The sequence below is a fragment of the Sphingobium indicum BiD32 genome (assembly GCF_000382885.1).
Lineage (GTDB): Bacteria > Pseudomonadota > Alphaproteobacteria > Sphingomonadales > Sphingomonadaceae > Sphingobium > Sphingobium japonicum_C.
The window spans coordinates 70,378-96,922 of record NZ_CAVK010000039.1 but is presented as its reverse complement, the minus strand read 5'-3'; the positions used below and the strand labels follow the sequence as shown (position 1 = coordinate 96,922).

Below are 26,545 nucleotides of genomic sequence, written 5' to 3'. Positions count from 1 at the left end.
TGGCTCCTTCAATCGATCGGTTGCGGCGCGCCGGTGCCCAGATAATCGGCCAGCACGCGATGAAAATTGATGATGGCGCGTTCCTCGACCGGGCTGGGGCGCAACCCGTCGAACCCGCGCGACCGAAGGCCGCGTTGTACCGCGCCCATGTTGGAAAAATCCTGGCACAACACCTTGCGCCAGCTCGCCTCGTCTATGTCGGGCTTGTGCAGATTTTCCGGCTTTGGCTCTTGTCCTTCGGGGAAACGCTCCAGCGTATAGACCTCGAAGATACAGCTATTGGGGTCGCGCCCGTCGGGCCGCGCGCGATAGCAGAGGGCAAAGGTCGGCCCGTGGATGATGACGGTGTTGGGGAAAATATGCCACACATTGCCCGCGGCGGCGAAATGCGCCGGATCGATCCGGGGCCAGTGTACCCCGCGCCTGGCATCCTCCTCCACCGTCCGCTTCATCAGGTGCATCTGCACCGCCTGCGGCGGCGTGCCTTCGGGCAGTTCCTCCACCAGCAGATTGGCGACGCGCACCATCGTTTGCGTCGTCGTACCGTTCACTTCCTCCCACAACTGATTGAGCGAGTCCGCCAGCCCGCGCCGCATGTCGGGCGCCCCCGCCGCGCCCGCCGTCGCACCACCCGTGCCTTCGCGCGCTTGCGATCCGAACACGCCGTGAATGCCCCGTCCGTCGCTCCAGGTCGGCTTGGGCGAATATTTGGTCAGTTGCGGATGGGTTCCCGCGACATGATAGCCCTCGTTGAACGCTTCGATCGCGACCTTCCAGTTGCACGGGAAATGCAGCCATTGCCGCCAGCGATAGCGCATCTTGTCCAGCTCGAACGGATCGAGCATCGCCGCTGCCGGTGCCAGATAGTCCGCCAGCGATGGCGCGTCGGGGTCCATGCACACGAACACCCACCCGCCCCAGCTATCGACGCGCACATCGCGCAGCCGCAGCTCATCGTCCTTCAGGCTGTCGCCCCAGCCATCCTTGCGGACCACGCCGATATTGTTGCCGTCCAGATCCCAGCTCCACGCATGGAATTTGCACACCAGCTTGCGGGCGTGGCCGCATCCTTCGGTCAATTGCCGACCACGGTGGCGACAGACGTTGAAATAGGCGGCAATCCGGTCTGGTCCGGCACGCACGACGATGATCGAATCGTCCATGATGTCATAGGTGACGAAATCGCCGACTTGCGGAATCTCCTCTTCCCGACACGCCACCTGCCAGACTTTGGGCCATAATTTCTGCGCTTCCGCGTCAGCATAGGATTGCGACACATAGGCTTCATTGCCGATGATGACGGGCGGTTGGACGATGGCGCCTTGCACGGTCATGTCTTGCTCTCCCTCAGTGCAGGACGCCGGATGGAACCGTGCAGGGGACGGCGGCCATCACCTGCGCGGCGCAGGCGTCCAGCCGATAGTCGCTTGGGTTGCGCTTGTAGGTGCGCTTGAACATGCGGCTGAAATGCGCTGGACTTTTGAACCCCACGCCATAGGCGATTTCGCTGATGGAGATGCTGTTCGCGTCCGCCCGCGCCATCCACTTGCGGGCCTGCTCCAGCCGCTGGTCCCAGATCAGCTGCGAAAAGCTGGTGCCATTCTGTTGCAGCAATGTCGTCAGGTAGCGCGGCGAAATGCCGCACCCGCGCGCGGTCATCGCCGCCGACAGGCCGGGGTCGGACAGATGCACCTCGACGAAACGCTGGACGTCGGCAAAGCGCTTTTCCGCGACCGACTGCCGCGGCGGCGTCAGGCTTGCATCGCCGCGCAGCCCCTGGCCGATGATCGCCAGCGCCGCCTCGACCAGCGTGCGGGTCGTCTCTTCGGCCAGGTCACCCTCGCGCTGAAACAGGCCGGACAGGATAGTGTCAGCGATCGCCAGTTCCGGCCGCTGGGTGGACAGCAGCAGCCCGGCACTGGCATCGCAATCGACAAGGCCGCGCAGCACATGGGTCGGCACGGTGACATGCAGCACTTCGTGCAGGCCATGGGCGTCGGGCTGGCACTCGATCAGGAAGGGGGATGTCGACCGGGTGATCAGCATGTCGCCGCATTGTGCGCTGCGGCTGCCCATCTGGTTGCTCAGCAGCAACCGTCCGCGCTTCACGAACCACAGCACCGATAGGTCGGTGCCATCCTCGCGAATATGCTGGCGCGTGCGGCGAAAGAACAGCCGCGTGGCCGATCGCAGCAGGATGACGGCGCTTGGCCCGGCTGGCTTGCGTCTGGCGCTGACATCGATGACGGACCCGTCGTCCATCCAGTAATCGCCGCGATAATATTCCTGCTCCCGCTCGCCACGGAACAGGTGCTGGCAATCGCGATAATTGCCGCGGTCTATCGTAAAGAGGGTCTCGATCATGGCCAGGCGCCTCTCTTTTTTAACGTTGCGCACGCCCGGCGCGGCTCAGCCGCCATTCCGGGGGATAATGGAGGTCGTTATTCTTGACGGTGTGGGCGATGCCCTGGTCGAAACCGCCAGTGCCCAGATCAATGTCGCCCGCATGATCATTCTTCATCAGCGGCAACATGCCTTCCAGCCAGCCGGTCATCAGGCTGCCCATATATTCGCCGCGATACTGCTTATAGGCTTCGATGAAGGTCTTTTGCGCCACCACCACGTCCATCGGCCGGGTGCGGCTGCATGCATCGGCATATTTGTCGGTTTCCGCCTCCAGCCGGTCGCGCGGCACGACGCTGTTGACGAAATTGCAGTCCATCATTTCGGCGGCGGTGAAGGGCCGTCCGGTGAACAGCATCTCGGAAAAGCGGCGGATACCCACCATTTCCAGCCATTGCCACATACGCGGACCCCATCCGGCATAGCGAAAGGACGGATGACCAAACAGCGCATCGTCCGACGACACGATCAGGTCGGCGTCGGCGCACTGGTAGAAATGCCAGCCATAACAATAGCCCTTGGCCTCCACGATGCTGATCTTCTTGAATTCCTGCAACGGCCGGTTGCCGGCATAGCCCTTGGCATAATGGTCGGTCAGGCCGTGGAGGAAACGATAGGAACCGGGCGGCGGATAGCGCACGTCCGGGTCGTCAATCTCCAGATCGGGCAGGAAATTATCATCCTCGCCGGGGTTCAGATACAGGTCGCCATGTTCGTTGATGTCGCCGCCAGAGCCAAGATCCTGGCCCTCGCCACGGATCACCAGCACCTTGACGTCGTCGTCGATATTCGCCTTGTGCACGATTTCGCCGAACAGCAGGCGCATCCCGATCGTGGTGGTGTTCGCCTTGCCCGGCCGGTCGAAGGTGACGGTTGCGATGCGGCGGGCGCGGTCCTTTTCATAATGGACAAACTGCGCCGCCTCGCGCTTCAGCTCGGCTGCTGTCGCCTTGGCCATGTCCCTCTCCATCTCCTTTGTTCTTGGACAGGAAACTGCCACAGCACAGATTGGCTGTATTGGCATTAGACGCAGCTTTTTCGATATAATATGAATCCGATTGCAACGACGCACCTATGTCGGCTTCACTGTCCAGCTTGGAAGGATCGGCAGATGGACGATCAGGATTATTTCTTCGGCCTGGCCGGCCCGCTCGAAGCGGTCCCCGCCGCTGGCTCGATGCGCGCTGCCAATCTGCGCGGCTTTTCCGACTTCATCCGCAGCCGGGGCGGCGCGCCCCGCCGTATCCTCCAGCTCCACGGCCTTGATCCGCGTGTGCTGGCTGATCCCGACGGCCATGTCTCGTGCCAGCAGGTCGCGGCCATGTTTGAATATTGCAGCCTCCAGTTTGACGATCCGATCTTTGGCCTGCATCTTGCCGCAACCCAGGACGCGGATGTTTTCGGCAGCGTCACCGCTGTCTGCCGCGCCGCGCCGGACCTGCGCTCGGTCGTCAATTGCCTTATCAACTATCTGCCCGTCGCCCACTCGCCCGAAGCCCAGCTTGAACTGGTGGAACAGGGGGGCATGGCCGAACTGCGCTGGATGGTCAGGGCCGATGTGGGCTTCAACGTCCAGGCCAATTATCAGGCGATGATGCTCATCCTCACCTTGCTCCGGGCGGTCAGCGCGGGGCGCTTCCAGCCAGCCGGGATACAGTTGTCGATCGACGCCAGCCCCCATGATCTGCTCCAGATCGAAAGCCTGATCGGCGCGCCGATCAGCCTGCGTGCCGAACGCAACAGCATCGGCTTTTCTGCCGCCATGCTGGACCTGCCGATCACCACCGCCAACCGCCTCGTCTATCGCCTGCTGGGGGGCTATCTCGCCCGCCTGCGTATCCTCAACCGCGCGGATATGGCCGAACGCACCCGCAGCTATGTCCGTGGCGCGCTGCCTGCGGGCAATTGTTCGGTGGACCGGTGCGCTGAACAGCTCGGCCTTTCGGTCCGAACCCTGCAAAGCCGCCTCGCCGCACATGGCCTGCGCTTCTGTGACCTGGTGGAGGATCAGCGCGAGCAGCTGGCCCGCATCTATCTCAGCCAGACACCCATGCCGATCGACGAGGTCGCCGACCGGCTGGGCTATGCCGAACAGACCAGCTTCGGCCGCGCCTTCAAACGCTGGACCGGCCTGACCCCGCGCGCCTTCCGCCGCTATCGTCGCTGAAATTGCGTGCCGTCGTCAAGCGGCTGTGCCGCACCGATCATTGCCCGATCGCCGTTTATCCCGAACCATGGCCATCTGGCTGTTGGGCTTCACTTTTTCCGTCCGGGATATCGGCATGATCACCACATCACCACGCGGCGCTGGCGAACTGCGCCGCCATGGGACCGTCCTGATCCCCTGTCTTGCAGGCATCCTGCTATCGGCAACCCATAGCTATTCACTGGGCGTCATGATCGCGCCGCTGGAACGGGAATTTGGCTGGACCCGGTCGCAGATTTCCAGCGGGCCGCTGATCATCGCCATCATCGGGCTGTTTGCCGCCCCGCTGGTCGGCCGCGCGGTCGATCAATTGGGGCCACGGCGGATCGGTCTTGCGGGCATCCTGCTCTATTGTGCCGCGCTTGGCGCATTGTCGTTCGCGACATCCGATATCGCCTCCTGGGCCTTGCTGTGGGTCATTCTGGGCCTGTGCAACATGCTGGTCATTCCCACCATCTGGACGGCAGCGGTCACCAGCCTGTTCGTTGAAAGGCGGAGCATCGCGCTGGCCATCACCTTGTGCGGAGCCAGCCTGTGCGCCGCGATCACACCGCCGCTGGTCGGCTTCCTGGTCGTCCAGAACGGATGGCGCGGTGCCTATGTTGGCGTCGGGCTGATCTACGCATCGGTCATATTCCCGCTCGCATGGCTGTTCCTGCGCAGCGCCACGGATGATGCGCGCAGGGGCGCAGGCGTTGCCGCCGGATCGGTACGGCTCGCATCATGGAACGCAAGCCTCAGGCAGGGATTCGCATCGCCTGCTTTCATCAAACTGGCGACTGGCGTTACGCTCTATGCACTGGCTGTCTGCGCCCTGACGGCCAATGCCGTGCCGATCCTGGTGGCGCAGGATTTTAAGGCGACACAGGCACCCGCCATTGCCGGTCTTATCGGCATGGGATCGCTGGTTGGTCGGCTGGGTGGCGGCTATCTCCTCGATCGGTTGAACCCGCATATGGTCTCGGCGATCAGCGTATCGACGCCGATCCTGTCGGTCGCCCTTCTGCTTGCCATGCCCGGTTCGCCGGGCGCAGCCATGGCGGCCTTCCTCATCCTGGGCCTGTCGGTGGGCACCGAACTGGACGCTTGCGCCTATCTGGCCGCGCGTCATTTCGACCTGCGTAGCTTCGGCACGCTTTTCGGTGCGATCAACGGCTTTCTGCTTTTCGCCAACGGCATGGCACCGATGGCCGCCAACATCGTTTACGACATGACGCAAAGTTACCAGATTTTCCTGTGGGCAGTCATTCCCATGTGCAGCCTCTCGGCGTTGCTCTTGCTGGCGCTAGGAACTGACGCCGCGGCGACGCCACCAATCGCCTGATTGGGCGCGGCTCTCTCATTCGCTATCCAGATCGCGCCGGATCGGCCCGGACGGTCAGGCCTGTCGGACGGACCATGACTGGCCCGGCGATGACCTGTCCTTGGCCAGAGTGCAGGTAAGCGCTTTTTTGCAACGATCCGTGCAAGTCATTCTATTGGATCGGTAGGGCAGGATCGGCCTAAAGGGGGCCATGGTGCGCGTAACAAAGCCTTCCTTCCTGCCCGACCCGTTTCTGCTTTGCCTGATCGCGACGGTGGCAGCCGCGTCGTTCGTCCCGGTGCGCGGCGCAGCTATGCCATGGGTCGAGGCCGCGACGGACATCGCGATTGCGTTGCTTTTTTTCCTGCACGGGGCGAAATTGTCGCGCGAAGCGGTGCTTGCGGGCGCGAGCAATTGGCGGCTGCATCTCTATGTATTGGCCTCGACCTATATCCTCTTTCCCGCCGTCGGCCTTGGCCTGTTCGCCCTGCTGCGCGGCCATGGCGATGGCTTGCTGCTGACGGGCCTTCTCTACCTCAGCCTGCTGCCATCGACGGTTCAGTCCTCGATCGCCTTTACCGCCATTGCGGGTGGCAATGTCGCCGCGGCGGTATGCAGCGCCTCCCTCTCCAACATCGTCGGTATCGTCCTGACGCCGCTTCTGGTCGGCCTGTTCATGGTGGTGGATGGGGGTGGCAGCGGCTTTTCCTGGCACTCGGTTCAGGCGATCGCGCTGCAACTGCTCGTCCCCTTTGTGGCGGGGCATCTGCTGCGGCCATGGATCGGCGCGTTCATCGACCGCAACAAGCGGGTGTTGATGCCGGTCGATCGCGGGTCGATCCTGCTGGTCGTCTATACCGCGTTCAGCGCCGCCGTTGTGGGCGGCATCTGGACGCAGGTGGGCATTGCCGACCTGTTGTTCCTGCTGCTGCTCAGCCTGCTGATGCTGATCATCGTGATGGGTGCCAATCTGGGCCTCGCGCGCCTCGTCGGCCTGCCGCGCGCCGATATGATCGTTCTGCTGTTCTGCGGGTCGAAGAAGAGTTTGGTGTCGGGTGTGCCGATGGCGGGCGCGCTGTTCCCGGCGGCGCAGGTCGGCGTCATCATCCTGCCGCTGATGATCTTTCACCAGATCCAGCTGTTCCTGTGCGCCGCGCTGGCAGGCCGTTTCGCGCGACAAGGCGCAACGCTCCGGCGCCCGCCGCTGCCACGCACCGTAGCAGAGGTTGAAAGCGCAGCGCAGCGGCTGGGCCTGACCATAACCGAGCCCTGCATGGCGGGCGTCACCGCCAATCTGGCGCTGCTGGACCGCCATGCCGACACCCTGTTTGCGACCGACCGCCCATGAAGCAGGCCGTAGATATCGCCGCCGCCGTCCGGTCGGGGCATACCAGCGCCATGGCCGTACTGGAGGATTGCCTCGCGCGATTGACGACGCAGGCCGGGCCACTGGTGGCGATAACCCGCATCCTGGCCGACCGCGCCCGGACAGAGGCCGCCGCAGTCGATGCCGCCATCGCTGCGGGCAAGGACCCCGGACCGCTGGCGGGCGTTCCCTATGGCGTCAAGGATCTGTTCGACATATGCGGCCTGCCGACGACCGCTGGGTCGAGCCTCTATGCCGATGCACCACCCGCCCAAGCCGACGCGGACGCCATCAGCCGCCTGCACGCCGCGGGCGCGGTGCTGGTCGCGACGCTCAACATGGACGAATTCGCCTATGGCTTCGCCACCATCAACGCCCGGCACGGCACGACGCGCAATCCCCATGATCCTGACCGGCTGGCCGGTGGCTCATCGGGCGGATCGGCGGCGGCGGTCGCGGCGGGCCTTCTGCCCTTCTCGCTTGGATCGGACACTAACGGATCGATCCGTGTCCCTGCCAGCCTGACCGGGATCTACGGGCTGAAACCCACCCATGGCGCGCTGCCGATGGGCGGGGTTTTCCCCTTTGCCGACAGCTTCGACGATATTGGTCCTTTCACCCTGTCAGTCGCGGACATGCAGTGTCTCTGGCAGATATTGGGTGGAGCCGACGCCGCGGCCAGCGATCCGATCCGCGTCGCGCGGCTCGGCGGGCGTTTTCGCGACAATGTCGATCCCGACCAGATCGCAGCGATGGATGCCATCGCGCCTGACGCACCACTGATCGAGCTGCCCGACATCGCCCGCGCGCGCTCCGCCGCTTTCCTGATTACCGCAGCGGAAGGGGGTAGCCTGCATCGTGAGGCGCTCGGTCGCGATGCTATGACGTTTGATCCCGCCACGCGCGACCGTCTGATCGCAGGCGCATTGCTGCCCGACGCGCTCTACGAAGCGGCGCAGACATTCCGTGCCGAATATAGGCAACGCATCCTCGCCATCATAGAAACCCAAGACGTGCTGCTCGCGCCCGCAACGCCCTGCGTCGCGCCGCTGATCGCGGACCCGCGCATCCTGATCGACGGCGCGCTGTCGCCCGCGCGCGCGGACCTGGGCATCCACAGCCAGCCGATCAGCTTTACCGGCCTGCCGTCCCTGTCCGTGCCGTTGCACCGTCCGGGCCGCTTGCCGCTGGGGCTGCAACTGATAGGCAGGCCGGGCGGCGAAGCGACCTTGTTCCGCTTTGCCGCGAAACTGGAAAAGACGGGGATGACCGGCGTAACTTTGCCGCACGCAGACTATCGGGGGGACGCATAATGACGGACGTGGCGATGCAGCCGGGAGCGGGGCGGCTCGAACGCTATTTCAGCCTGTCGGCACGGGGCACGACAGCGCGGACCGAGATATTGGCGGGCTTCACCACCTTTCTGACCATGGCCTATATCGTGCTGGTCAATCCCGCGATCCTGGGGCAGGCGGGGATGCCGATCGCGGCGGTGGCAGCAGCGACCTGTTTTGCCGCTGCCTTTGGGTCGATCATGATGGGGCTGGTCGCCAACACGCCGCTCGCGCTGGCGCCGGGCATGGGTCTCAACGCCTATTTCAGCTTCACCGTCGTCCAGCAAATGGGCATTCCCTGGCCGATCGCGCTGGGATGCGTGTTCATCTCCGGCATAGCCTTCCTGATCCTGACGCTGACCGGCGTGCGCCAGATGATCGTCGCGGCCATCCCGATGCATCTGTTCGCCGCGGTAGCGGGCGGGATCGGCCTGTTCATCGGCTTCATCGGCCTCAAAAATGCAGGCATCGTCGTCGCCAACCCCGCCACCTTCGTGGGGCTGGGCGATTTGAAGGCACCCGGCGCAGCGCTCGCCCTGTTTGGAATGCTCGTCATCGGCGTGCTGAGCGTCTGGAACATACGCGGCGCGATGCTGATCGGCATCGTCGCGACGACTTTGGTCGGCTGGCTGTTCGGCCAGGTCGTCATCAGCCCCGAACCCTACAGCCTCGACGCCTTGACCGGCACCGCCTTCAAACTGGACCTGTCGGGCGTATTCGGCCTGACCGGCAGCCATGGCCTCGGCTTGCTCGAAATTCTCTTCGTCTTTCTGTTCGTCGACCTGTTCGACAATATCGGCACGCTGGTTGCCGTCACCAAGCGGGCGGGGCTGATGGACAAGGCGGGGCGCATCCCCGGTCTCAACCGCATCCTCATCACCGACGCCGCTGCCACCATCGTCGGATCGGTCGCGGGCACCAGCACGGTCACCTCCTATGTCGAAAGCGCAGCAGGCGTGCAGGCAGGCGGGCGCACCGGGCTGACGGCGGTTGTGACCGGCATCCTGTTCCTCGCCACCATGTTCGTCGCCCCCTATGCGCAGATCGTCCCGCTGGCCGCGACCGCGCCTGCGCTCATCATCGTGGGCGGGCTGATGCTGTTGCCGCTCACGGAAATAGAGTGGGAAGACCCGCTCTCGGCGATCCCCGCCTTCCTGACCGTGGCGATGATCCCGCTGACCTTCTCGATCGCCAATGGCCTGGCCTTCGGCATCACGGCGCACGCCATATTGAAGCTGCTGTGTGGCACCGCGATCAGGGCCGACTGGTTCCTCTTTCTGCTCGCCGCTTTGTTCGTCGTTCGCTTCGTCTGGATGAGCGCGGCATGATCCGGTCCCTCTGCCTTGCCCTGTGCGCCTTGCTGCTGCCAGTTTCGGCGCAGGCGAAGCCGCTCGACCGCACCCCGCGCACCGTGGTCATGACCGCCTTCGCGCCCGAATGGGATGCGCTCGCCCATTCCATCGCCCGGCCCAGGACGCATCAGGTCAACGGCCTGACGATGCTGACCGGCACGATGGCGGGAAAGCCAGTGCTGTTGATGCAGAGCGGCGTCAGCATGGTCAACGCCGCGATGAATACCCAATTGGTTCTGGATCGCTTCATCGTGAAGCGAATCGTCTTTTCCGGCATTGCGGGCGGCGTCGATCCCGCTTTGTCGATCGGCGACGTTGTCGTGCCGGAGGATTGGGCGCAATATCTGGAAGTGTCGTTCGCGCGCCAGACGCCGCAGGGCTGGGTCGTCCCCGAACCCGTCGATGCCGAAGCGCCATCGCCGTTCGGCATGATGTTCCCGCGCGGGGTGCGGCTTGGCAACGCCACGGAAACGCCCCGCCGTCATTACCGGCAGGCAGTCGATCCCGCGCTGCTGGCGCTCGCGCGCAAGGTTGCCGTCGGCGTGACGCTGCGCCGCTGCGTCGATGGACAGGCGACCGCCGCCAACTGCCTCGCCCATGACCCCAAATTCGTCGTCGGCGGCACCGGCGTCAGCGCCGGGGTCTATGCCGACAATGCGGAATTTCGCGATTATCTGGCCAAGGCATGGAAAGCGCGCGTGCTGGACATGGAAAGCGCGGCGGTGGTGCAGGTTGCCTATGCCAATCAAGTCCCGGCCATCGTGTTCCGCAGCCTGTCCGACCTGGCCGGGGGTGACGCGGGTGCGAACCAGATGAACACCTTCATGGCGCTGGCCTCGGTCAACAGTGCCGACGTCGTCCGCGCCTTCGTCGCGGCGCTGCCGGATTAGGATGATGGCGCTTTCCACCATCAGCGGCACGAACGGCATGGTGACCGCGCCCCATTGGCTGGCGGCGCAGGCGGGTTGCGACGTGCTGAAGGACGGCGGCAATGCGGTCGAAGCCGCCGTCGCGGTCGCGGCTACGCTGGCCGTCGTCTATCCCCATATGACCGGGATCGGCGGTGACAGTTTCTGGCTGGTCGCGCAGCCGGATGGTGCGATCCATAGCATCCATGGCTGCGGCGGCGCGGCGGCTAAAGCCGATCTTGCACTCTATGCCGGGCTGGGCGCTGTGCCGACACGGGGACCGTTGGCGGCCAATACGGTGGCAGGCACAGTGTCGGGCTGGGCGGCGATGCTCGAAAGCGGCGGGGGCAATCTGCCTTTGTCCCGGCTGCTGCGCGACGCTATCCACCATGCCGAAAACGGCGTGGCCGTCACCAGCGGCGGCGCGGCCATCGCGGCCGCCAAGGGCGGCGAGTTGCGGGTCCAGCCCGGCGCCTATGCCGCGATCTTCGAGCCGGAGGGCCGCCCGCTACGCGAAGGCGATCTGCTGCGCCAGCCTGCGCTTGCCGCGACGCTGCGGACGATCGCCACCCATGGCCCCGCCGATTTCTACACCGGCGCACTGGCTGATCTGGTGGCGGCGGACCTTGCCGCGCTGGGTAGCCCGGTCAGCCGCGACGATCTCGCCGCGCATCAGGCCACCCGGCCCACGCCGCTGACGACCCGCATCACCGGCATCGACCTGTATAACAGCGCCCCACCGACGCAGGGCTTCGCCTCGCTGATGATCCTCGCCTTGTTCGATCGGCTGCGCGCTGATCGGGCAGACGGCTTCGACCATATCCATGGTCTTGTCGAAGCCACCAAGCAGGCCTTCCTGCTGCGCGACACCCATGTTGGCGATCCCGCCTTTCACGATTTCGACTATCAGGGGCTGCTCGATGATCCGGCGGCGCTGGACGCCATCGCCGCCTCAATCGACCCGGCCCGCGCCTTGCCCTGGCCCCGCCCGTCGGCGCAGGGCGACACTTGCTGGTTTGCCGCCGCCGACCGGGAGGGGCGGGTGGTCAGCGCGATCCAGTCCACCTATTTCGAGTTCGGAGCGGGGCTGGTGCTGCCGCAGACCGGCATCACCTGGCAGAACCGGGGCAGCAGCTTTCGGCTGGCGGCAGACGGCTGGAACGCGCTTCGGCCCGGCCGCAAGCCCTTCCACACGCTCAATCCCGCGCTTGCCCGCTTCGATGACGGGCGGCTCATGGCCTATGGCACGATGGGCGGGGAGGGCCAGCCGCAGACCCAGGCCGCGCTCTTCACCCGCTATGTCCGTTTCGGTGTCGATCTCCAGCAGGCGATCAGCGCCCCGCGCTGGCTGCTGGGGCGGACATGGGGGGAGGACAGCACGACATTGAAGCTGGAGGACGGCTTCGACGATGCGCTCTACGCCGACCTTGCAGCGGCAGGCCATGATGTCGAGCGGGTCGGACCGCTGACGGCGATGATGGGCCATGCCGGCGCGATCGTTCGCCACGCCGATGGCCGCCTCGACGGCGCGACCGATCCGCGCAGCGACGGGCAGGTGGCAACATGGTGAGTGGCGGCGCAAGAGCGGTCGCGCGCTGCGACGCACTGGGCGTCGCGCCCTATAGCGACATGGAAGGCGGCCTTTATCGCGGCTATCTGAACCCGTCTTATACCGCCGCGCAGGACGCACTGGCTGGATGGATGGCGCAGGCGGGCATGGCCGTGTACCGCGATGCCGCCGCCAACCTGATCGGCCGCTATGACGGCACCCAACCCGGCGCACCGGCCCTGTTGATCGGCAGCCATCTCGACAGCGTGCGCGACGGCGGGCGCTATGACGGGCCGCTCGGCATCATGCTGGGCTTGGAGGCCGTGGCGGCGCTGCACCAGAGCGGCAAGCGCCTGCCATTCCCGATCGAAGTCATCGCCTTCGGGGACGAGGAAGGATCGCGCTTCCCCGCCGCCATGCTCACCAGCCGCGCGGTCGCGGGGACGCTGGCCCCCGAGGCGCTCGACATTGCCGACGCTGACGGCGTGTCGCTCTCGCAGGCCGGTGTCAGCCTGTCCGACTATCTCTCCGCCGCCCGCGGGCCCGGCACGACCCTTGCCTATCTCGAAGCCCATATCGAACAGGGACCGGTGCTGGAGGCAGACGGGCTGGCCGTCGGCACCGTCACCGGCATCGCCGCCCAATTGCGCTATCAGGCCGTCATCAAGGGCATGGCCGGTCATGCTGGCACGAGTTCCATGCCGCTGCGCCGCGACGCTGTGGCGGGCGCGGCCGAGATGATCCTCGCAATCGAAAAGATCGCCCGCGCCGACGCCTCCGATCTGGTCGCCACCGTGGGACGGATCGAGGCGCTGCCCGGCGCGCCCAATGTTATCGCAGGCGAAGTCCGCTTCACCATCGACATACGATCCGGCGAAGAAGCGCGCCGCGACCGAGCGGCGGAGGCGATCCTCGATGCGCTGGCCTCAATCGCCAATCACCGCGATCTGAATTACGCAATCCAGCGCGTCCACGATCTTCCCGCCAGCCCGTGCGACCCAGCGCTGATGGACCTGATGGACGCCGCCACCGCCGATGCGGGTTATCCCATCCGCCGCCTCGTGTCGGGCGCCGGGCATGACGCCATGGTGATGGCCGCGCTCTGTCCCACTGCCATGCTCTTCATCCGCTGCAAGCATGGCATCAGCCATAATCCCGCCGAACATGTCGACCCTGCCGATGCCGATGTGGCATTACAGGTCATGCTTGGCTTTATCGACCGATTGGGAGCGACATTTGACCCCGCTTGATCCCCTGCTCTTTGGCGAAATCGACCCGCCGCAGCGTCTGTTGATGGGACCGGGACCGGTCAACGCCCATCCCCGCGTGCTGCGCGCCATGTCCGCCGATCTGCTGGGCCAGTTCGATCCTGAAATGACCGGCTATATGAACCAGGTCATGGCGCTCTATCGCCCGATCTTTGGCACGCAAAACCCCTGGACGATGCTGATCGACGGCACCGCGCGCGCGGGGATAGAGGCGGCCCTGGTCTCGCTGGTCGCGCCGGGCGACACGGTGCTGGTGATCAATTTCGGGCGTTTCGGTCTGTTGCTCGGCGAAATCCTCACCCGCATCGGCGCGGTCATCGAAACCGTCGATGCGCCCTGGGGCGAAATCGTGCCGATGGAGGCGATCGCCGCCGCCATCGAACGTACCGGTCCCAAAATCGTCGCCTGCGTCCATGGCGATACATCGACCACCATGGCCCAGCCGCTCGACGGCCTTGGCGACCTGTGCCGCGCGGCTGGCGCTTTATGCTATGTCGATGCGACCGCGACCATCGGCGGCATGGCAATCGCCGCCGACCGCTGGGGTGTCGATGTCGTCACTGGCGGCTTGCAAAAATGCCTCGGTGGTCCGTCCGGCTCAGCGCCGATCACCATTTCGGATCGCGCCGCCGACCATATTTTCGCCCGCCGCCATACCGAAGCAGGCATCCGCAGCGCCGACAGTATCGACGGCGCGGGGCCGCGCATTGCTTCCAACTATTTCGACCTCGCCATGATCATGGACTATTGGTCGGACAAGCGCCTGAACCACCACACCGAAGCGACCTCCATGCTCTACGCCGCGCGGGAATGTGCGCGGGTGATGCTGGGGGAGGGGCTGGAGGCGCGCTATGCCCGCCACGCCGCCGCCGGCCGGGCGATGAGCGCCGGGCTGCGCGCCATGGGCCTCACCCTCTTTGGCGATGATGCCCATCGCATGACCAATGTGACCGGCGTGTTCATCCCGCAAGGCGTCGATAATGACCGGGTCCGCGCCGCCATGCGCGACCATTTCGAGATTGAGATCGGCACCGCCTTCGGTCCCCTGCAAGGCCGCATCTGGCGCATCGGCGCGATGGGCTATAATGCGATGAAGCATAAAGTGTTGCTGACATTGGCAGCCTTGGAGGCCTGCCTGTTGCGCGAAGGCTTCCTCCTGCCCGCAGGCGCAGCGGTCCCGGCGGCGCTGGAAGCATGGGGATGAGCGTTGCGCGCAATCACACCATCCTCCCCTCGCAGGGGAGGTGGCTGGCCGTAGGCCAGACGGAGGGGGGTCGAGCTATCGAGAGCGTGACACCCCTCCACCACCAGCTTCGCTGGCGGTCCCCCGCTCCTTGCAGGGGAGGATTTGCCCCGGAGAGGCATTCATGAGCCGCGACCTTATCGGCTATGGCCAGACACCACCCGACCCGCGCTGGCCCCGTGGTGCGCGCATCGCTGTCCAGTTCGTCGTCAATTATGAGGAAGGCGCGGAAAATAGCGTTCTGAACGGTGATGCCGGGTCCGAAGCGTTCCTGTCCGAAATGGTCGGTGCCGCCAGCCATCCCGCGCGCGCCATGGCGATGGAAAGCCTCTACGAATATGGCAGTCGCGCCGGTTTCTGGCGCCTCCACCGCCTGTTCACCGAGCGCGGCCTGCCCGTCACCATATTCGGCGTCGCCAATGCCATGGCGATGAACCCCGCCGCCGTGGAAGCCATGCTCGCGGCTGATTGGGAAATTGCCAGCCACGGCCTCAAATGGATCGACTATCAATATGTGCCCGAAGAAATGGAGCGCGCCCATATCGCGGAGGCCATCGCCCTCCATACCCGCCTGACCGGCGCGCGTCCGCTCGGCTGGTATCAGGGCCGCACTTCCCCCAACACGGCGCGACTGGTGCGCGAAGAAGGTGGCTTCGTTTATGATGCCGACAGCTATGCGGATGACCTGCCTTATTATGCAGAAGGGCAGCTGATCGTCCCCTACACGCTCGACGCCAACGACATGAAGATCGTCGCGCTCAACGGTTTTACCGAAGGCGAGCAGTTCTTCCGCTACCTGCGCGACACGTTCGACCAACTCCGCGCGGAAGGTGGCCGGATGATGTCGGTCGGCCTGCATGGCCGCATCGCCGGGCGTCCCGGCCGCGCCGCGGCCCTTGCCCGCTTCCTCGACCATGTCATGGCCAGCGGCGACGCCTGGGTCGCCCGCCGCATCGACATTGCCCGCCACTGGATGGAGGTCCACCCCGCATGACCATAGATGATCCGATCCTGCTCGCCGAAATGACCGCCGCCTTCATGGAATATGAGCGCGCGCTGATGGCCGACGATGTGCCTGCTATGGACGCGCTGTTCCACGATGCGCCGACCACCAACCGCTATGGCGTGGGCGAAGTATTGTACGGCATCGAGGAAATCCGCGCATTTCGTAAAGGTCGCGGCGGCTCCCCCCAACGCAAGCTGGGGAAGGTCTCCATCACGGTGTATGGCGACAGCTTTGCCACCGCCGACGCTGAATTTTTCCGCGAAAATAGCGACCGGCGCGGCCGCCAGACCCAGAGCTGGGTCAAGTTCGCCGATGGCTGGAAGGTCGTCTCCGCCCATGTCAGCCTGGAGGGCAACACGCATTGACTGCGCTGTTTGAACATAGTCCCTGGGTCGAGGCGCGCGCCGACGCACGGCCCGCATCGGGTGACCGTCATGCCGATCTGATGGCCGTCCTCCATGACGCCACTCCGGACGAGCAATTGGCGCTGATCCGCGCCCACCCCGAACTGGCGGGCAAGGCGGCGATCGACAGGACGCTGACCGATGCGTCGGCGGCGGAGCAGGCCTCGGCCGGTCTGGACCGCCTGACCCAACAGGAATATGACCGCTTCCACGCCCTCAACGCCGCTTACCGGGAACGCTTCGACTTTCCCTTCATCATCTGCGTGCGATTGACCGACAAGGCGGGTATATTGGCCGCCATGGAACAGCGCCTGGGGCATGGTCGCGACGAAGAGATCGCAACCGCACTCGCCCAGATCGGCGAGATTGTCCGGTTGCGGTTGGGGGACATGGCATGAGCGTCATCGGCCTGCCCGCGCTGGAATCCGATCTCGCCCGCCAACTCGTCCTGATCGGCCATGGCGGCACCGACTGGACCCGGCCGCGCGCCCATTCACAGGGTCATGTCCATGATGTCGTCATCGTCGGCGGCGGGCAGAGCGGTCTGGCCGCCGCCTTCGGCCTGCTGCGCGAACGGGTTTCCAACATTCTTGTCATCGATGAGAACCCCGCCGGGCTGGAAGGGCCGTGGGACACTTATGCGCGGATGATCACCCTGCGCACGCCCAAGAACCTCAACCCCATCGATTTCGGCATTCCAGCGCTCAGCTATCGCGCCTGGTGGGAAGCGCAGCATGGCGCAGCGGGCTGGGAGGCGGTCGACAAGATCGCGCGCGGCGACTGGATGGCCTATCTGCGCTGGTATCGCCGTGTTTTAAACCTGCCGGTGCGCAACGACACGAAACTCACCCTCATCGAGCCGCTGGGCGATGGCCTCCACCGCCTGCATCTCGACGGCCAGCCGCCGCTGCTGGCGCGCAAGGTGGTGCTGGCCACCGGCATACAGGGCGGCGGCGAATGGCATACCCCCGCCATGATCCGCGAGGCTTTGCCACGCAGCCTTTATGCCCATACCAGCGAACCGATTGACTTCGCCGGGCTCAGGGGAAAGCGCATCGGCATATTGGGCGGGGGCGCGTCGGCCTTCGACAATGCCAATGCCGCGCTCGGCCTTGGTGTGGGCGAGGCGCATGTTTTCATTCGCCGCCCACTACTGTCGCGCATCAACCCGATCCGCTTCATGGAGCAGGTCGGCTTCACCGGCCGCTATCCTGCGTTGTCAGATGCGGACAAATATGCGGTGATGGCCAGCTTCCTCGGTCACAACCAGCCGCCCACCAACGATACGTTCGATCGCGCGGCGAGCTGGCCCGGCTTCGCGCTGCATCTGGGCGCGCCCTGGACGGCGGTGGAACAACGCGACGGCGGCGTCCATGTGACGACGCCCGTGGGCAATTTCATGTTCGACTTTGTGGTCCTGTCCACCGGCCTGCTGAGCGACCCCGGCCTGCGCCCGGAACTTGCCGCCCTGGCATCAAGCATCGCCCGCTGGGCCGATCGCTACACGCCACCGCCGGGTAGCTCGAACGCGCTGATCGACGCGCATCCCTATCTCGGTGACGGCTTTGAGCTGACCCCGCGCGAGGAAGGGCAGGGCGATGCGCTGCACGGCCTGTTCGCCTTCAACTATTCCGCGCTCATCAGCCTGGGCCTCTCCGCCTCCGCTTTGTCGGGCCTGCAAACCGCGCTGCCGCGGCTGCTGCGCGGTGTCACCGACCAGCTTTTCCTCGATGATCGCACCGCGCTGGTCGCCGATCTGCTCGCCTATGACGAGGCGGAATTTGTCGGGCAATGGCCAAAACCGAAAGAGGAGGCGGCATGATGGCCAGCCTGTCCACCCATGTCCTCGACACCAGCCATGGCTGCCCCGCCGCCGGGGTCGCGCTCCGCCTGCTCGACGGCGACGGGGCGATGCTCTTCGCTGCTGCTACCGACGCGGATGGCCGCTGCCCCGGCCTGCCTGCGCTCGCGCAGGGCCGCTACCGGCTGGAATTTGCGGTTGCACCCTATTTCGCCGGGCGGGGCGTCGACCTGCCCGATCCGCCCTTCCTCGACATTATCGTCCTCGATTTCGGCATCGCGGACGAAGCCCATTATCACGTCCCCTTGCTCGTCTCGCCCTATGGCTATTCGACCTATCGGGGGAGCTGAGGTGAGCGTGCGCTTCCTGCTGGACGGCGATCTGGTCGAGATCGCCGACATTGATCCCACCGCCACCCTGCTCGATCATCTGCGCTACGCCATGCGCCGCACCGGCACGAAGGAAGGCTGCGCCGAGGGTGATTGCGGTGCCTGCACCGTGCTGCTGGGCGATCTGGTGGGGGATGCCATCGCCTGGCGCGCGGTCAATGCCTGCATCCTGTTCCTGCCGATGCTGCACGGCCGCGCGCTGCTGACCGTGGAAAGCCTGGCCCCCGACGGCGCGCTCACCCCGCTTCAGGCCTGCATGGCTACCAATGGCAGTTCGCAATGCGGCTTCTGCACGCCGGGGTTCGTCATGTCGCTCTATGGCCGTTGTGTCGGGGCCAGCGGTCATGACCTGCCGGTCGCCGATGTGCTGGCGGGCAATCTGTGCCGCTGCACCGGCTATGGTCCGATCCTCGCCGCTGCCGATGCCACCGGCCCGCTGGAACGCGACGACATAGCGACCGTCGCGGCGCTCAAGGCTCTGCGCGACAGGCCCGCCGCGTCCGGCCAGCATGGCGAGCGCCGCTGGTTCGCGCCGCGCAGTGGTGCCGCACTGGCCGACCTGCTCGCCAACCATCCCGACGCACGCATGGTCGCGGGTGCCACCGATGTTGGCCTGTGGGTTACCAAGGGGCTACGCAGCATCGACACGCTGATTTTTCTGGGCGACATTGCTGAGTTACAGACGATCGAGGAAAGCCCCGCTGGCGTCCGGCTGGGCGCGGGCGTGCGCTATGCCGATGCCCATGCCGCCTTTACGCGCCTCCACCCAGACCTTGGCGAACTGACCCGCCGCATCAGCGGCTTGCAGGTCCGCAATGCCGGAACGGTCGGCGGCAATATCGCCAACGGCTCGCCGATCGGCGACGGACCACCTGCCTTCATCGCGCTGGGCGCAGAACTGACATTGCGCAGCCGCGACGGGCGACGGACGATGCCTTTGGAGGACTATTTCCTCGACTATGGCAAGCAGGATCGCCGCCCCTGGGAATTTGTCGAAAGCCTGTGGATTCCCCGCCCCGGCCCGGATGCCATCATTCACATCGCCAAATTGTCACGCCGCTTCGACAGCGATATTTCGGCGGTTTGCGGTGCCTTTCACCTGACCGTGGATGAAGGGACCGTCACCGCCGCGCGCATCGCCTTTGGCGGCATGGCGGCTACACCGCGCCGCGCGCCGCTATGCGAAGCCGCGCTGGTTGGCCGGCCTTTCACGCTGGCGACGATGGAACAGGCTGCCGCAGCCCTCCGCACTGATTATGCCCCGCTCAGCGACGTGCGCGGCTCCGCCGCCTACCGCCTCGACGCCGCCGCCAACCTGCTGTTGCGCCTGTGGCACCGGGAGCAGGGGCAGGCCGTGTCGGTACTCAGTCTGGACGCCGTCCATGGCTGATCGCGATCCCGCATGGCGTGTGCTGCCCAAGCCCTCGCACCCGCATGACAGCGCGCGCCTCCATGTCACGGGCGCGGCCCGCTATGCCGATGACGGGCCGGAACCGGCCGACATGCTCCATCTGGCTTTCGGCCAGAGCGCCCATGCCCATGCCCGCATCCGCGCCATGGACTTGTCGGCCGTCCGTGCGGCCGAAGGCGTGGTCCACGTCTTTACCGCCGCCGACATCCCCGGCGCGAACGATGTCAGTCCCGTCGCCGGCGATGACCGGCTGTTGGCCGATGGCGAAGTCATCTGCGTCGGACAAGCCATCTTCCTGGTCGCCGCCACGAGCCAGCGCGCTGCACGCAAGGCCGCGCGGCTCGGCAAGATCGATTATGAAACGCTCCCTGCCTGCCTGACGATCGAGGCAGCACAGGCGGCCAATTCAGTGATCGAACCGACCCAGCGCATGGCGCGCGGTGACGCCGGTGCCGCGCTGGCTATCGCGCCCCACCGCCTGACCGGCGGTTTCGACATGGGCGGGCAGGATCATTTCTATCTGGAGGGGCAAGTCGCGGTCGCAACGCCGGGCGAAGATGGCCAGATCCATGTGCTCAGTTCCACCCAGCATCCCAGCGAAGTCCAGCATCTGATCGCCCATATGCTCCATCGCAATTCCGCCGACGTGACGGTGGAGGTGCGGCGCATGGGCGGCGCCTTTGGCGGCAAGGAAACGCAGGCGGCCCTGTTCGCCGCCGCCGCCGCGCTGGTGGCGGACAAGACCGGACGTCCCGCGAAATTCCGCTGCGACCGCGACGATGACATGGTGATGACCGGCAAGCGCCATGCCTTCCGCGTCTCCTATGATGTCGGCTTCGATGCTTCAGGCCATGTGCTGGCTCTCCAGCTGCGCCTTGCCTCCCGCTGCGGTGCCACGGTCGATCTGTCCCCGGCGATCAACGACCGGGCGATGTTCCATGCCGACAATTGCTACTGGCTACCCGACGTCGAAATCCTGTCCGAGCGGCTGAAAACCAACACCGTGTCCGACACCGCCTTTCGCGGTTTTGGCGGCCCGCAGGGGATGCTGGCGATCGAGCGGGTGATGGACGACATTGCCGCGCATCTGGGCCATGATCCGCTGGCGGTCCGTTGCCTCAATCTCTACGGCCCCGGTCGCGATGTCGCGCCCTATGGCATGACGATCGCGGACAATATCGCGCCCCAACTCATCGCCCGGCTGCGCGCCGACGCCCGCTATGACGCCCGCATCGCCGCGATCGACGCCTTTAACGCGACCAGCCCGATCATCAAGAAGGGCATCGCCCTCACCCCGGTCAAATTCGGGATCAGCTTCACCACCACCCATTTGAACCAGGCCGGGGCGCTGGTACTGGTCTATGCCGACGGGTCGATCCAGATCAACCATGGCGGCACGGAAATGGGGCAGGGGCTGTATATCAAGGTGGCGCAGGTCGTCGCCGATGTGTTCGCCGTGCCGATCGACCAAGTGCGGATCACCGCCACCCGCACCGACAAGGTGCCCAATACGTCCGCCACTGCCGCCTCGTCGGGCGCGGACCTCAACGGCATGGCCGCCTACAACGCGGCGATGACGATCCGCGACCGGCTGACCGGCTTCCTTGTCCGCACTTTTGGCTGCGCCGACACGGAAGTCCATTTCACCTCCGAAGGCATCATCGCCGGGGCAGAACGGCTGACCTTCGCCCAGCTTTGCCGCAAGGCGCATATCGGCCGCATCTCGCTCGCGGCCACCGGCTATTATGCAACCCCCGGCATCGCCTATGATCGCGCAGCGCATCAGGGCCGCCCTTTCTATTATTTCGCCTATGGCGCAGCCGTATCGGAAGTCGCGATCGACACGCTGACCGGCGAGCATAAGGTGCTGGCCGTCGACATCCTCCACGATGTCGGCCGCTCGCTCAATCGGCAGATCGACATCGGCCAGATTGAGGGCGGCTTCATCCAGGGGCAGGGGTGGCTGACCACCGAGGAACTGGTGTTCGACGATCAGGGCCACTTCCTGACCCATTCGCCCGCCACCTACAAAATCCCGACCGCGTCGGACCGGCCCGCCCATATGACGATCAGCCTGTGGGATGGCGAGAATGTCGAACCGACCATCAACCGGTCCAAGGCGGTCGGCGAACCCCCCTTCATGCTCGCTATCTCAGTCTTTTCCGCGCTGACCCGCGCCGTCGCCGCGGTCGCGCCGGACGTCCGCGCACTCCCGCGCCTCGACGCCCCTGCCACCCCCGAACGCATATTGCGCGCGGTGACGGAGCATCGCGCGCGATGAGCGAGTGGCTGGGCTGGCTGCGCAGCGTTGCAGGCAGGACGCCGGGCGCGATGATCAGCATCGTCGCGAGCGAAGGCTCCGCGCCGCGCGGGGCGGGGACGCGGATGCTCGTCACGGCGGACACGCTCCATGGCACGATCGGTGGTGGTCAGCTGGAATATCGCGCGGTCGAACAGGCCCGCGCCATCCTCGCGCTGCCGCCGGGCCATTGGCGGGTGCAGGATTATCCGTTGGGACCGCTGCTGGGCCAATGTTGCGGCGGGCGGGTGCGGCTGCTCATTGAACATCTCGATCCCGCCGCGATGGACTGGCTGGCCGATGCCGCCGACGAGCGCATCCTCGTCTCGACCTTCCTGCCCGACCGGATGGAACGGCATGTCAACGATCATGCCCTGCCGTCCAGCCTTTCGGCGCGCGGCGATCGTCCTCGCGCGGGTGACAGCCTCGCCGAAATCATCGGCCAGTATCAAAGGCCTGTTTACCTGTTCGGGGCCGGCCATGTCGGGCAGGCGATCGCCCGCCACGCTGCCAATCTGCCCTTGCGCCTGTCCTGGTTCGACACCCGCCCGGTGTTTGAAACGATAGATGGCGTTGCCGTCGTGCCCGAAGCCGCAATTGAGCAATGCGTGGCCGACGCGCCCGATGAGGCCGCCATTCTCATCCTGACTCACGATCATGGACTGGACTATCGCCTGACTCACGCCGCGCTTAGCCGCCCGCCTTGCGCCTTTATCGGCCTGATCGGTTCCGCCACCAAGGGTGCGCGCTTTCATGCACGGTTGGCGCGTGACGGCATCGATGCGCAGACGCGCGCCCGACTGACCTCGCCGATCGGGGTGCCGGGCGTCACCGGCAAGGAACCCGATGTCATCGCCATCGCCGTGCTGGCCCAACTGCTGCAACTGAGGGTCGCATGACGAAGGGTGGCATGACGATTCATGGCTTTCGCGGCGAACTTCTGTCGGTCTCGCGCGATCCACATCATCATCCCGATGCCATCCGCTACGAACCAGATGGGTTGCTGGTGGTAGAGGATGGCATCGTTGTCGCGCGCGGCGACTATATGACACTGGCAGGCCGCTTTCCCGGTCTTGCGATCGAGCATCTCCCCGGCCTGATCGTCCCTGGCTTCATCGACGCCCATGTCCATTATGCGCAGATGGACCATATCGCCTCGCACGGCGAACAATTGCTCGACTGGCTCGATCGCCATATCTTCCCGGCTGAAAAAGCCTTTGCCGACCGCGCCCATGCGGATCGGACGGCGAGCCTGTTTCTGGACGAACTGCTCCGCAACGGCACGACCAGCGCGCTGGTGTTCCCGACCGTCCATGCCCATTCGGTCGATGCCCTGTTCGACGCGGCGCTGGACCGGAACATGCGCATCCTGTCGGGCAAGATATTGATGGATATGGGGCCAGAGGGGCTGGCCGATACGGTCGATAGCGGGCGCAGCGAGAGCGACGCCCTGATCCGCCGCTGGCGTGGCCGTGGTCGGCTCGGCTATGCGGTGACACCCCGCTTTGCCCTCACCTCGTCGGACGCGCAGTTGCAGGTTGCAGGCGCCTTGCTGGCCGATCATCCCGACGTGCTGCTGCATACCCATCTGGCCGAAAATCTGCGCGAATGTGCCGCCGTGGCTGACCGCTTTCCCGCGGCGCAGGATTATCTCGACGTCTATGACCGCTTCGGTCTGGTCGGCGACCGGTCGGTGTTCGCCCATGGCGTCCATTTGTCCGACCGGGCCTGTGCCCGCCTGGCCCAAAGCGGCGCGGGGATAGCCGTCTGCCCCAGTTCCAACCTGTTTCTGGGATCAGGCTTTTTCGATTTTGGGCAGGCCGACGCCCATGGCGTCCGCATCGGCCTTGGCACCGATGTCGGCGCAGGCACCTCCTTCTCGCTGCTCCATACCGCAGGGCTTGCCTATCAGGCGGCCCTGTCGCGCCATGATCCGCTCGATCCCTTCCGCGCCCTCTATCTCGCGACAGCGGGCGGCGCTGCGCTGCTCCACATGGACGACAGGGTCGGCGGTCTGGAACCGGGGCAGGAGGCTGATTTCGTCCTGCTCGACTGTGCAGCGACCCCGCTGCTGGCGCGGCGCACGGAACATGCAACGCTTGCCGACCGTCTCTTCGCGCTGCAAATCCTCGGCGACGACCGCGTCATCGCGCGGACCTATATTTTGGGCCAATGCGCCTGGGACCGACAAGGCACAGCATCATGACCGATCTCGACAGCTTCATCCGCGCGCTGCCCAAGGCCGAACTCCATCTCCATATCGAAGGCAGTCTGGAGCCGGAACTGATGTTCGCCCTTGCCGAACGCAATGGCGTCGCCATCCCCTATGCCAGTGTGGAGGATGTTCGCGCCGCCTACGCCTTTGGTAACTTGCAGGATTTTCTCGACATTTATTATGCCGGGGCGGACGTGCTGCGGACCAGCCGAGATTTCCACGATCTCGCCGCCGCTTACTTCGATCGGGCGGCGGCGGACGGCGTCGTCCATGCCGAACTCATGTTCGATCCGCAGACCCATACCGATCGTGGCATTCCCTTCGCCACGGTCGTCGAAGGACTGCTCTCGGCCATGGCCGATGCACAAGCACGCCATGGCATCAGCAGCGCGCTCATCCTCTCCTTCCTGCGCCATCTGAGCGAAGAGGCGGCGTTCGCGACACTGGCCACCGCAGACCCCTGGCTCGACCGCATCGCCGCCGTCGGCCTCGATTCCTCCGAAAACGGCCATCCGCCCGAAAAATTCGCCCGCGTTTTCGCTGCCGCCGCCGCCAAAGGCCTCCGCCTGACTGCCCATGCCGGCGAGGAAGGACCACCCGCCTATGTCTATCAGGCGCTCGACCTGCTCCATGTCGATCGCATCGACCATGGCAACCGCGCGCTGGAGGATGATGCGCTGGTCGACCGGCTGGTGCGGGAGGGGATGACGCTCACCGTCTGCCCGCTCTCCAACCTCAAATTGTGCGTGGTTCCCGATCTGGCCGACCATCCGATCGACCGGATGCTGGACCTTGGCTTGCGCGCCACGATCAATTCCGACGATCCCGCCTATTTCGGCGGCTATATCGCCGACAATTATCGCGCAGCGGCGACGGCGCGCGGCCTCACCAGGGCGCAACTCGTCCAACTCGCCCGCAACAGCTTCATCGGCTCCTTCCTGCCAGCCGACGCCATCGCCGCCCATCTCGAACGACTGGACGCCCATCTATGAGGCTGCTTGCCACTCTTCTCGCGCTGCTGCTGACCATCGGCCTCGCCCATGCCGATACGCCCCGGCGCAAGGTCATCATCGACGATGAGGGCTTTGCGCTCATGCACCTCATGCTGCTGGAGGCGCCGGACGTCGACGTACTGGGCATCACCACCGTAACGGGCAACGCCTGGGCCAATCGCGCCACCGCCATGGCCCTGCGCGGGCTGGAGATCGCCCGGCGCACAGACGTGCCGGTCGTGCAGGGTGCAACCTATCCACTGCTCAACTCGGAAGGCCTGACCGATCGCTGGGAAGCCCTCTACGGCAAGCTGACATGGAAGGGGGCGTGGATGAAGCAGTGGGTCGAACCGACCCAGCAAAGTACGCCGCCCTATTTCGGCCCGAACGATCCGGTCGATTTGCCCGAAGGCAACCCGACGACCAAGGCACGCGACGAGATCGCCGCCAATTTCCTGATCCGCATGGTCCGCCAATATCCCGGCGAAGTGACGATCATCGCCGCCGGGCCGCTCACCAATCTTGCGCTTGCCCAGCGGCTCGATCCTGCCTTTGCCAGCCTGGCGAAGGAGCTTGTCTATATGGGCGGCTCGCTCAATCCCCGGCAAGCGCTCGACAATCGCGCCGCCGCCGATTTCGCCCGCGAATTCGTCAACACGCCCCGGCGCGAATTCAACATCCGTTTCGACCCCGAAGCCGCCAGCATCGTCGCGCGCAGCCCGTGGAAGGCGATCACCGTCGTCCCGGTCGATCCCTCGACCGGCACCCAGCGCAGTAAGGCTCTGCTCGACCGCATGGCAAAATCCGCCAGCCCCGACCTTGCCAGCTTCATCGCCGCGCTGGAACCCGGCTTCCCGTTGTGGGACGAGATTGCGGCGGGCGTCTGGCTCGACCCGACCCTCGTGACCGACCAGCAGACGCTCTATGTCGATTATAACAGCCAGTTCGGCCCCGGCTATGGGGACATGCTCTCCTGGTTCGCGCCCTATCGCCCCGGCCTTGGCGAGCAGCCCGCCACCGTTATCCGCACGATCGACGCTACCCGGCTGGAGACGCTGATGGTCCGTCTGATGGCCAACAGTAGACCAAAATGACT

The 26,545-nt window shown here is 65.3% G+C and carries 23 protein-coding genes; 20 read left to right on the top strand and 3 right to left on the bottom strand.

Going from position 1 to position 26,545, the window contains the following annotated elements; translation table 11 throughout:
* Window positions 1-8 precede the first annotated feature (8 nt).
* From EBBID32_RS03915 to EBBID32_RS03905, 3 genes are read right to left on the bottom strand one after another with little or no spacing between them, the layout of a single operon-like run.
* On the bottom strand, window positions 9-1,334 hold the full coding sequence (locus EBBID32_RS03915; protein ID WP_006950985.1) for an aromatic ring-hydroxylating oxygenase subunit alpha: 1,326 nt from the start codon (window positions 1,332-1,334) through the stop codon (window positions 9-11).
* Between the two features lie 13 nt (window positions 1,335-1,347).
* Window positions 1,348-2,364 (bottom strand): AraC family transcriptional regulator, encoded by a 1,017-nt coding sequence (locus EBBID32_RS03910; RefSeq protein ID WP_006950983.1) that lies wholly within the window; start codon window positions 2,362-2,364, stop codon window positions 1,348-1,350.
* A gap of 19 nt (window positions 2,365-2,383) precedes the next feature.
* The gene (locus EBBID32_RS03905; protein WP_006950980.1) at window positions 2,384-3,361 is read right to left on the bottom strand and encodes an enoyl-CoA hydratase/isomerase family protein; all 978 of its coding nucleotides are present in this window, start codon (window positions 3,359-3,361) and stop codon (window positions 2,384-2,386) included.
* A gap of 153 nt (window positions 3,362-3,514) precedes the next feature.
* Here EBBID32_RS03905 and EBBID32_RS03900 point away from each other — a divergent pair, with 153 nt between their 5' ends.
* The 20 genes from EBBID32_RS03900 to EBBID32_RS03805 all read left to right on the top strand — a co-directional run bounded on the left by EBBID32_RS03900 (window position 3,515) and on the right by EBBID32_RS03805 (window position 26,543).
* Window positions 3,515-4,570 carry an AraC family transcriptional regulator gene (locus EBBID32_RS03900; RefSeq protein ID WP_006950974.1) on the top strand — a complete coding sequence of 352 codons (1,056 nt, stop codon included), beginning with the start codon at window positions 3,515-3,517 and terminating at the stop codon, window positions 4,568-4,570.
* Window positions 4,571-4,685: 115 nt separating this feature from the next.
* Window positions 4,686-5,933 carry an MFS transporter gene (locus tag EBBID32_RS03895; protein WP_231382095.1) on the top strand — a complete coding sequence of 416 codons (1,248 nt, stop codon included), beginning with the start codon at window positions 4,686-4,688 and terminating at the stop codon, window positions 5,931-5,933.
* A 190-nt stretch (window positions 5,934-6,123) separates the two neighbouring features.
* A complete protein-coding gene (locus EBBID32_RS03890; RefSeq protein ID WP_006950972.1) occupies window positions 6,124-7,260 on the top strand; it encodes a bile acid:sodium symporter family protein in 1,137 nt (378 codons plus the stop codon).
* A complete protein-coding gene (locus EBBID32_RS03885) occupies window positions 7,257-8,591 on the top strand; it encodes an AtzE family amidohydrolase (RefSeq protein ID WP_006950971.1) in 1,335 nt (444 codons plus the stop codon). Before EBBID32_RS03890 ends, EBBID32_RS03885 begins: the two co-directional genes overlap by 4 nt.
* On the top strand, window positions 8,591-9,940 hold the full coding sequence (locus EBBID32_RS03880; RefSeq protein WP_006950970.1) for an NCS2 family permease: 1,350 nt from the start codon (window positions 8,591-8,593) through the stop codon (window positions 9,938-9,940). Before EBBID32_RS03885 ends, EBBID32_RS03880 begins: the two co-directional genes overlap by 1 nt.
* A complete protein-coding gene (locus EBBID32_RS03875; RefSeq protein WP_006950964.1) occupies window positions 9,937-10,854 on the top strand; it encodes a 5'-methylthioadenosine/S-adenosylhomocysteine nucleosidase in 918 nt (305 codons plus the stop codon). Before EBBID32_RS03880 ends, EBBID32_RS03875 begins: the two co-directional genes overlap by 4 nt.
* 4 nt (window positions 10,855-10,858) lie before the next feature.
* Entirely contained in the window at window positions 10,859-12,442 is a 1,584-nt protein-coding gene (locus tag EBBID32_RS03870; protein ID WP_037488632.1) for a gamma-glutamyltransferase family protein, read from the top strand.
* Window positions 12,436-13,671: an allantoate amidohydrolase gene (locus EBBID32_RS03865; protein WP_037488596.1), complete on the top strand. Its 1,236-nt coding sequence runs from the start codon at window positions 12,436-12,438 to the stop codon at window positions 13,669-13,671. Before EBBID32_RS03870 ends, EBBID32_RS03865 begins: the two co-directional genes overlap by 7 nt.
* Entirely contained in the window at window positions 13,658-14,893 is a 1,236-nt protein-coding gene (locus EBBID32_RS03860) for a pyridoxal-phosphate-dependent aminotransferase family protein (RefSeq protein WP_006950955.1), read from the top strand. The genes EBBID32_RS03865 and EBBID32_RS03860 overlap by 14 nt, the downstream gene beginning before the upstream one ends.
* Before the next feature lie 163 nt (window positions 14,894-15,056).
* Entirely contained in the window at window positions 15,057-15,926 is an 870-nt protein-coding gene (gene puuE, locus EBBID32_RS03855) for an allantoinase PuuE (protein ID WP_006950953.1), read from the top strand.
* Complete coding sequence (hpxZ, locus tag EBBID32_RS03850) at window positions 15,923-16,303, top strand: oxalurate catabolism protein HpxZ (RefSeq protein WP_006950951.1); 381 nt, start codon at window positions 15,923-15,925, stop codon at window positions 16,301-16,303. Before puuE ends, hpxZ begins: the two co-directional genes overlap by 4 nt.
* Window positions 16,300-16,740: a 2-oxo-4-hydroxy-4-carboxy-5-ureidoimidazoline decarboxylase gene (gene uraD, locus EBBID32_RS03845; protein ID WP_006950950.1), complete on the top strand. Its 441-nt coding sequence runs from the start codon at window positions 16,300-16,302 to the stop codon at window positions 16,738-16,740. Before hpxZ ends, uraD begins: the two co-directional genes overlap by 4 nt.
* On the top strand, window positions 16,737-18,164 hold the full coding sequence (locus tag EBBID32_RS03840; protein ID WP_006950948.1) for an FAD/NAD(P)-binding protein: 1,428 nt from the start codon (window positions 16,737-16,739) through the stop codon (window positions 18,162-18,164). The genes uraD and EBBID32_RS03840 overlap by 4 nt, the downstream gene beginning before the upstream one ends.
* Window positions 18,161-18,493 (top strand): hydroxyisourate hydrolase, encoded by a 333-nt coding sequence (uraH, locus tag EBBID32_RS03835; protein ID WP_006950944.1) that lies wholly within the window; start codon window positions 18,161-18,163, stop codon window positions 18,491-18,493. The genes EBBID32_RS03840 and uraH overlap by 4 nt, the downstream gene beginning before the upstream one ends.
* Window position 18,494: 1 nt before the next feature.
* Entirely contained in the window at window positions 18,495-19,922 is a 1,428-nt protein-coding gene (xdhA, locus tag EBBID32_RS03830) for a xanthine dehydrogenase small subunit (RefSeq protein ID WP_006950942.1), read from the top strand.
* The gene (xdhB, locus tag EBBID32_RS03825) at window positions 19,915-22,224 is read left to right on the top strand and encodes a xanthine dehydrogenase molybdopterin binding subunit (RefSeq protein ID WP_006950940.1); all 2,310 of its coding nucleotides are present in this window, start codon (window positions 19,915-19,917) and stop codon (window positions 22,222-22,224) included. The genes xdhA and xdhB overlap by 8 nt, the downstream gene beginning before the upstream one ends.
* Entirely contained in the window at window positions 22,221-23,141 is a 921-nt protein-coding gene (gene xdhC, locus EBBID32_RS03820) for a xanthine dehydrogenase accessory protein XdhC (protein ID WP_006950938.1), read from the top strand. Before xdhB ends, xdhC begins: the two co-directional genes overlap by 4 nt.
* Window positions 23,138-24,448 (top strand): guanine deaminase, encoded by a 1,311-nt coding sequence (gene guaD / locus EBBID32_RS03815; protein ID WP_006950936.1) that lies wholly within the window; start codon window positions 23,138-23,140, stop codon window positions 24,446-24,448. Before xdhC ends, guaD begins: the two co-directional genes overlap by 4 nt.
* Window positions 24,445-25,449: an adenosine deaminase gene (locus EBBID32_RS03810; protein ID WP_006950934.1), complete on the top strand. Its 1,005-nt coding sequence runs from the start codon at window positions 24,445-24,447 to the stop codon at window positions 25,447-25,449. Before guaD ends, EBBID32_RS03810 begins: the two co-directional genes overlap by 4 nt.
* Entirely contained in the window at window positions 25,446-26,543 is a 1,098-nt protein-coding gene (locus EBBID32_RS03805; protein WP_006950930.1) for a nucleoside hydrolase, read from the top strand. Before EBBID32_RS03810 ends, EBBID32_RS03805 begins: the two co-directional genes overlap by 4 nt.
* The last annotated feature ends 2 nt before the right edge of the window (window positions 26,544-26,545 follow it).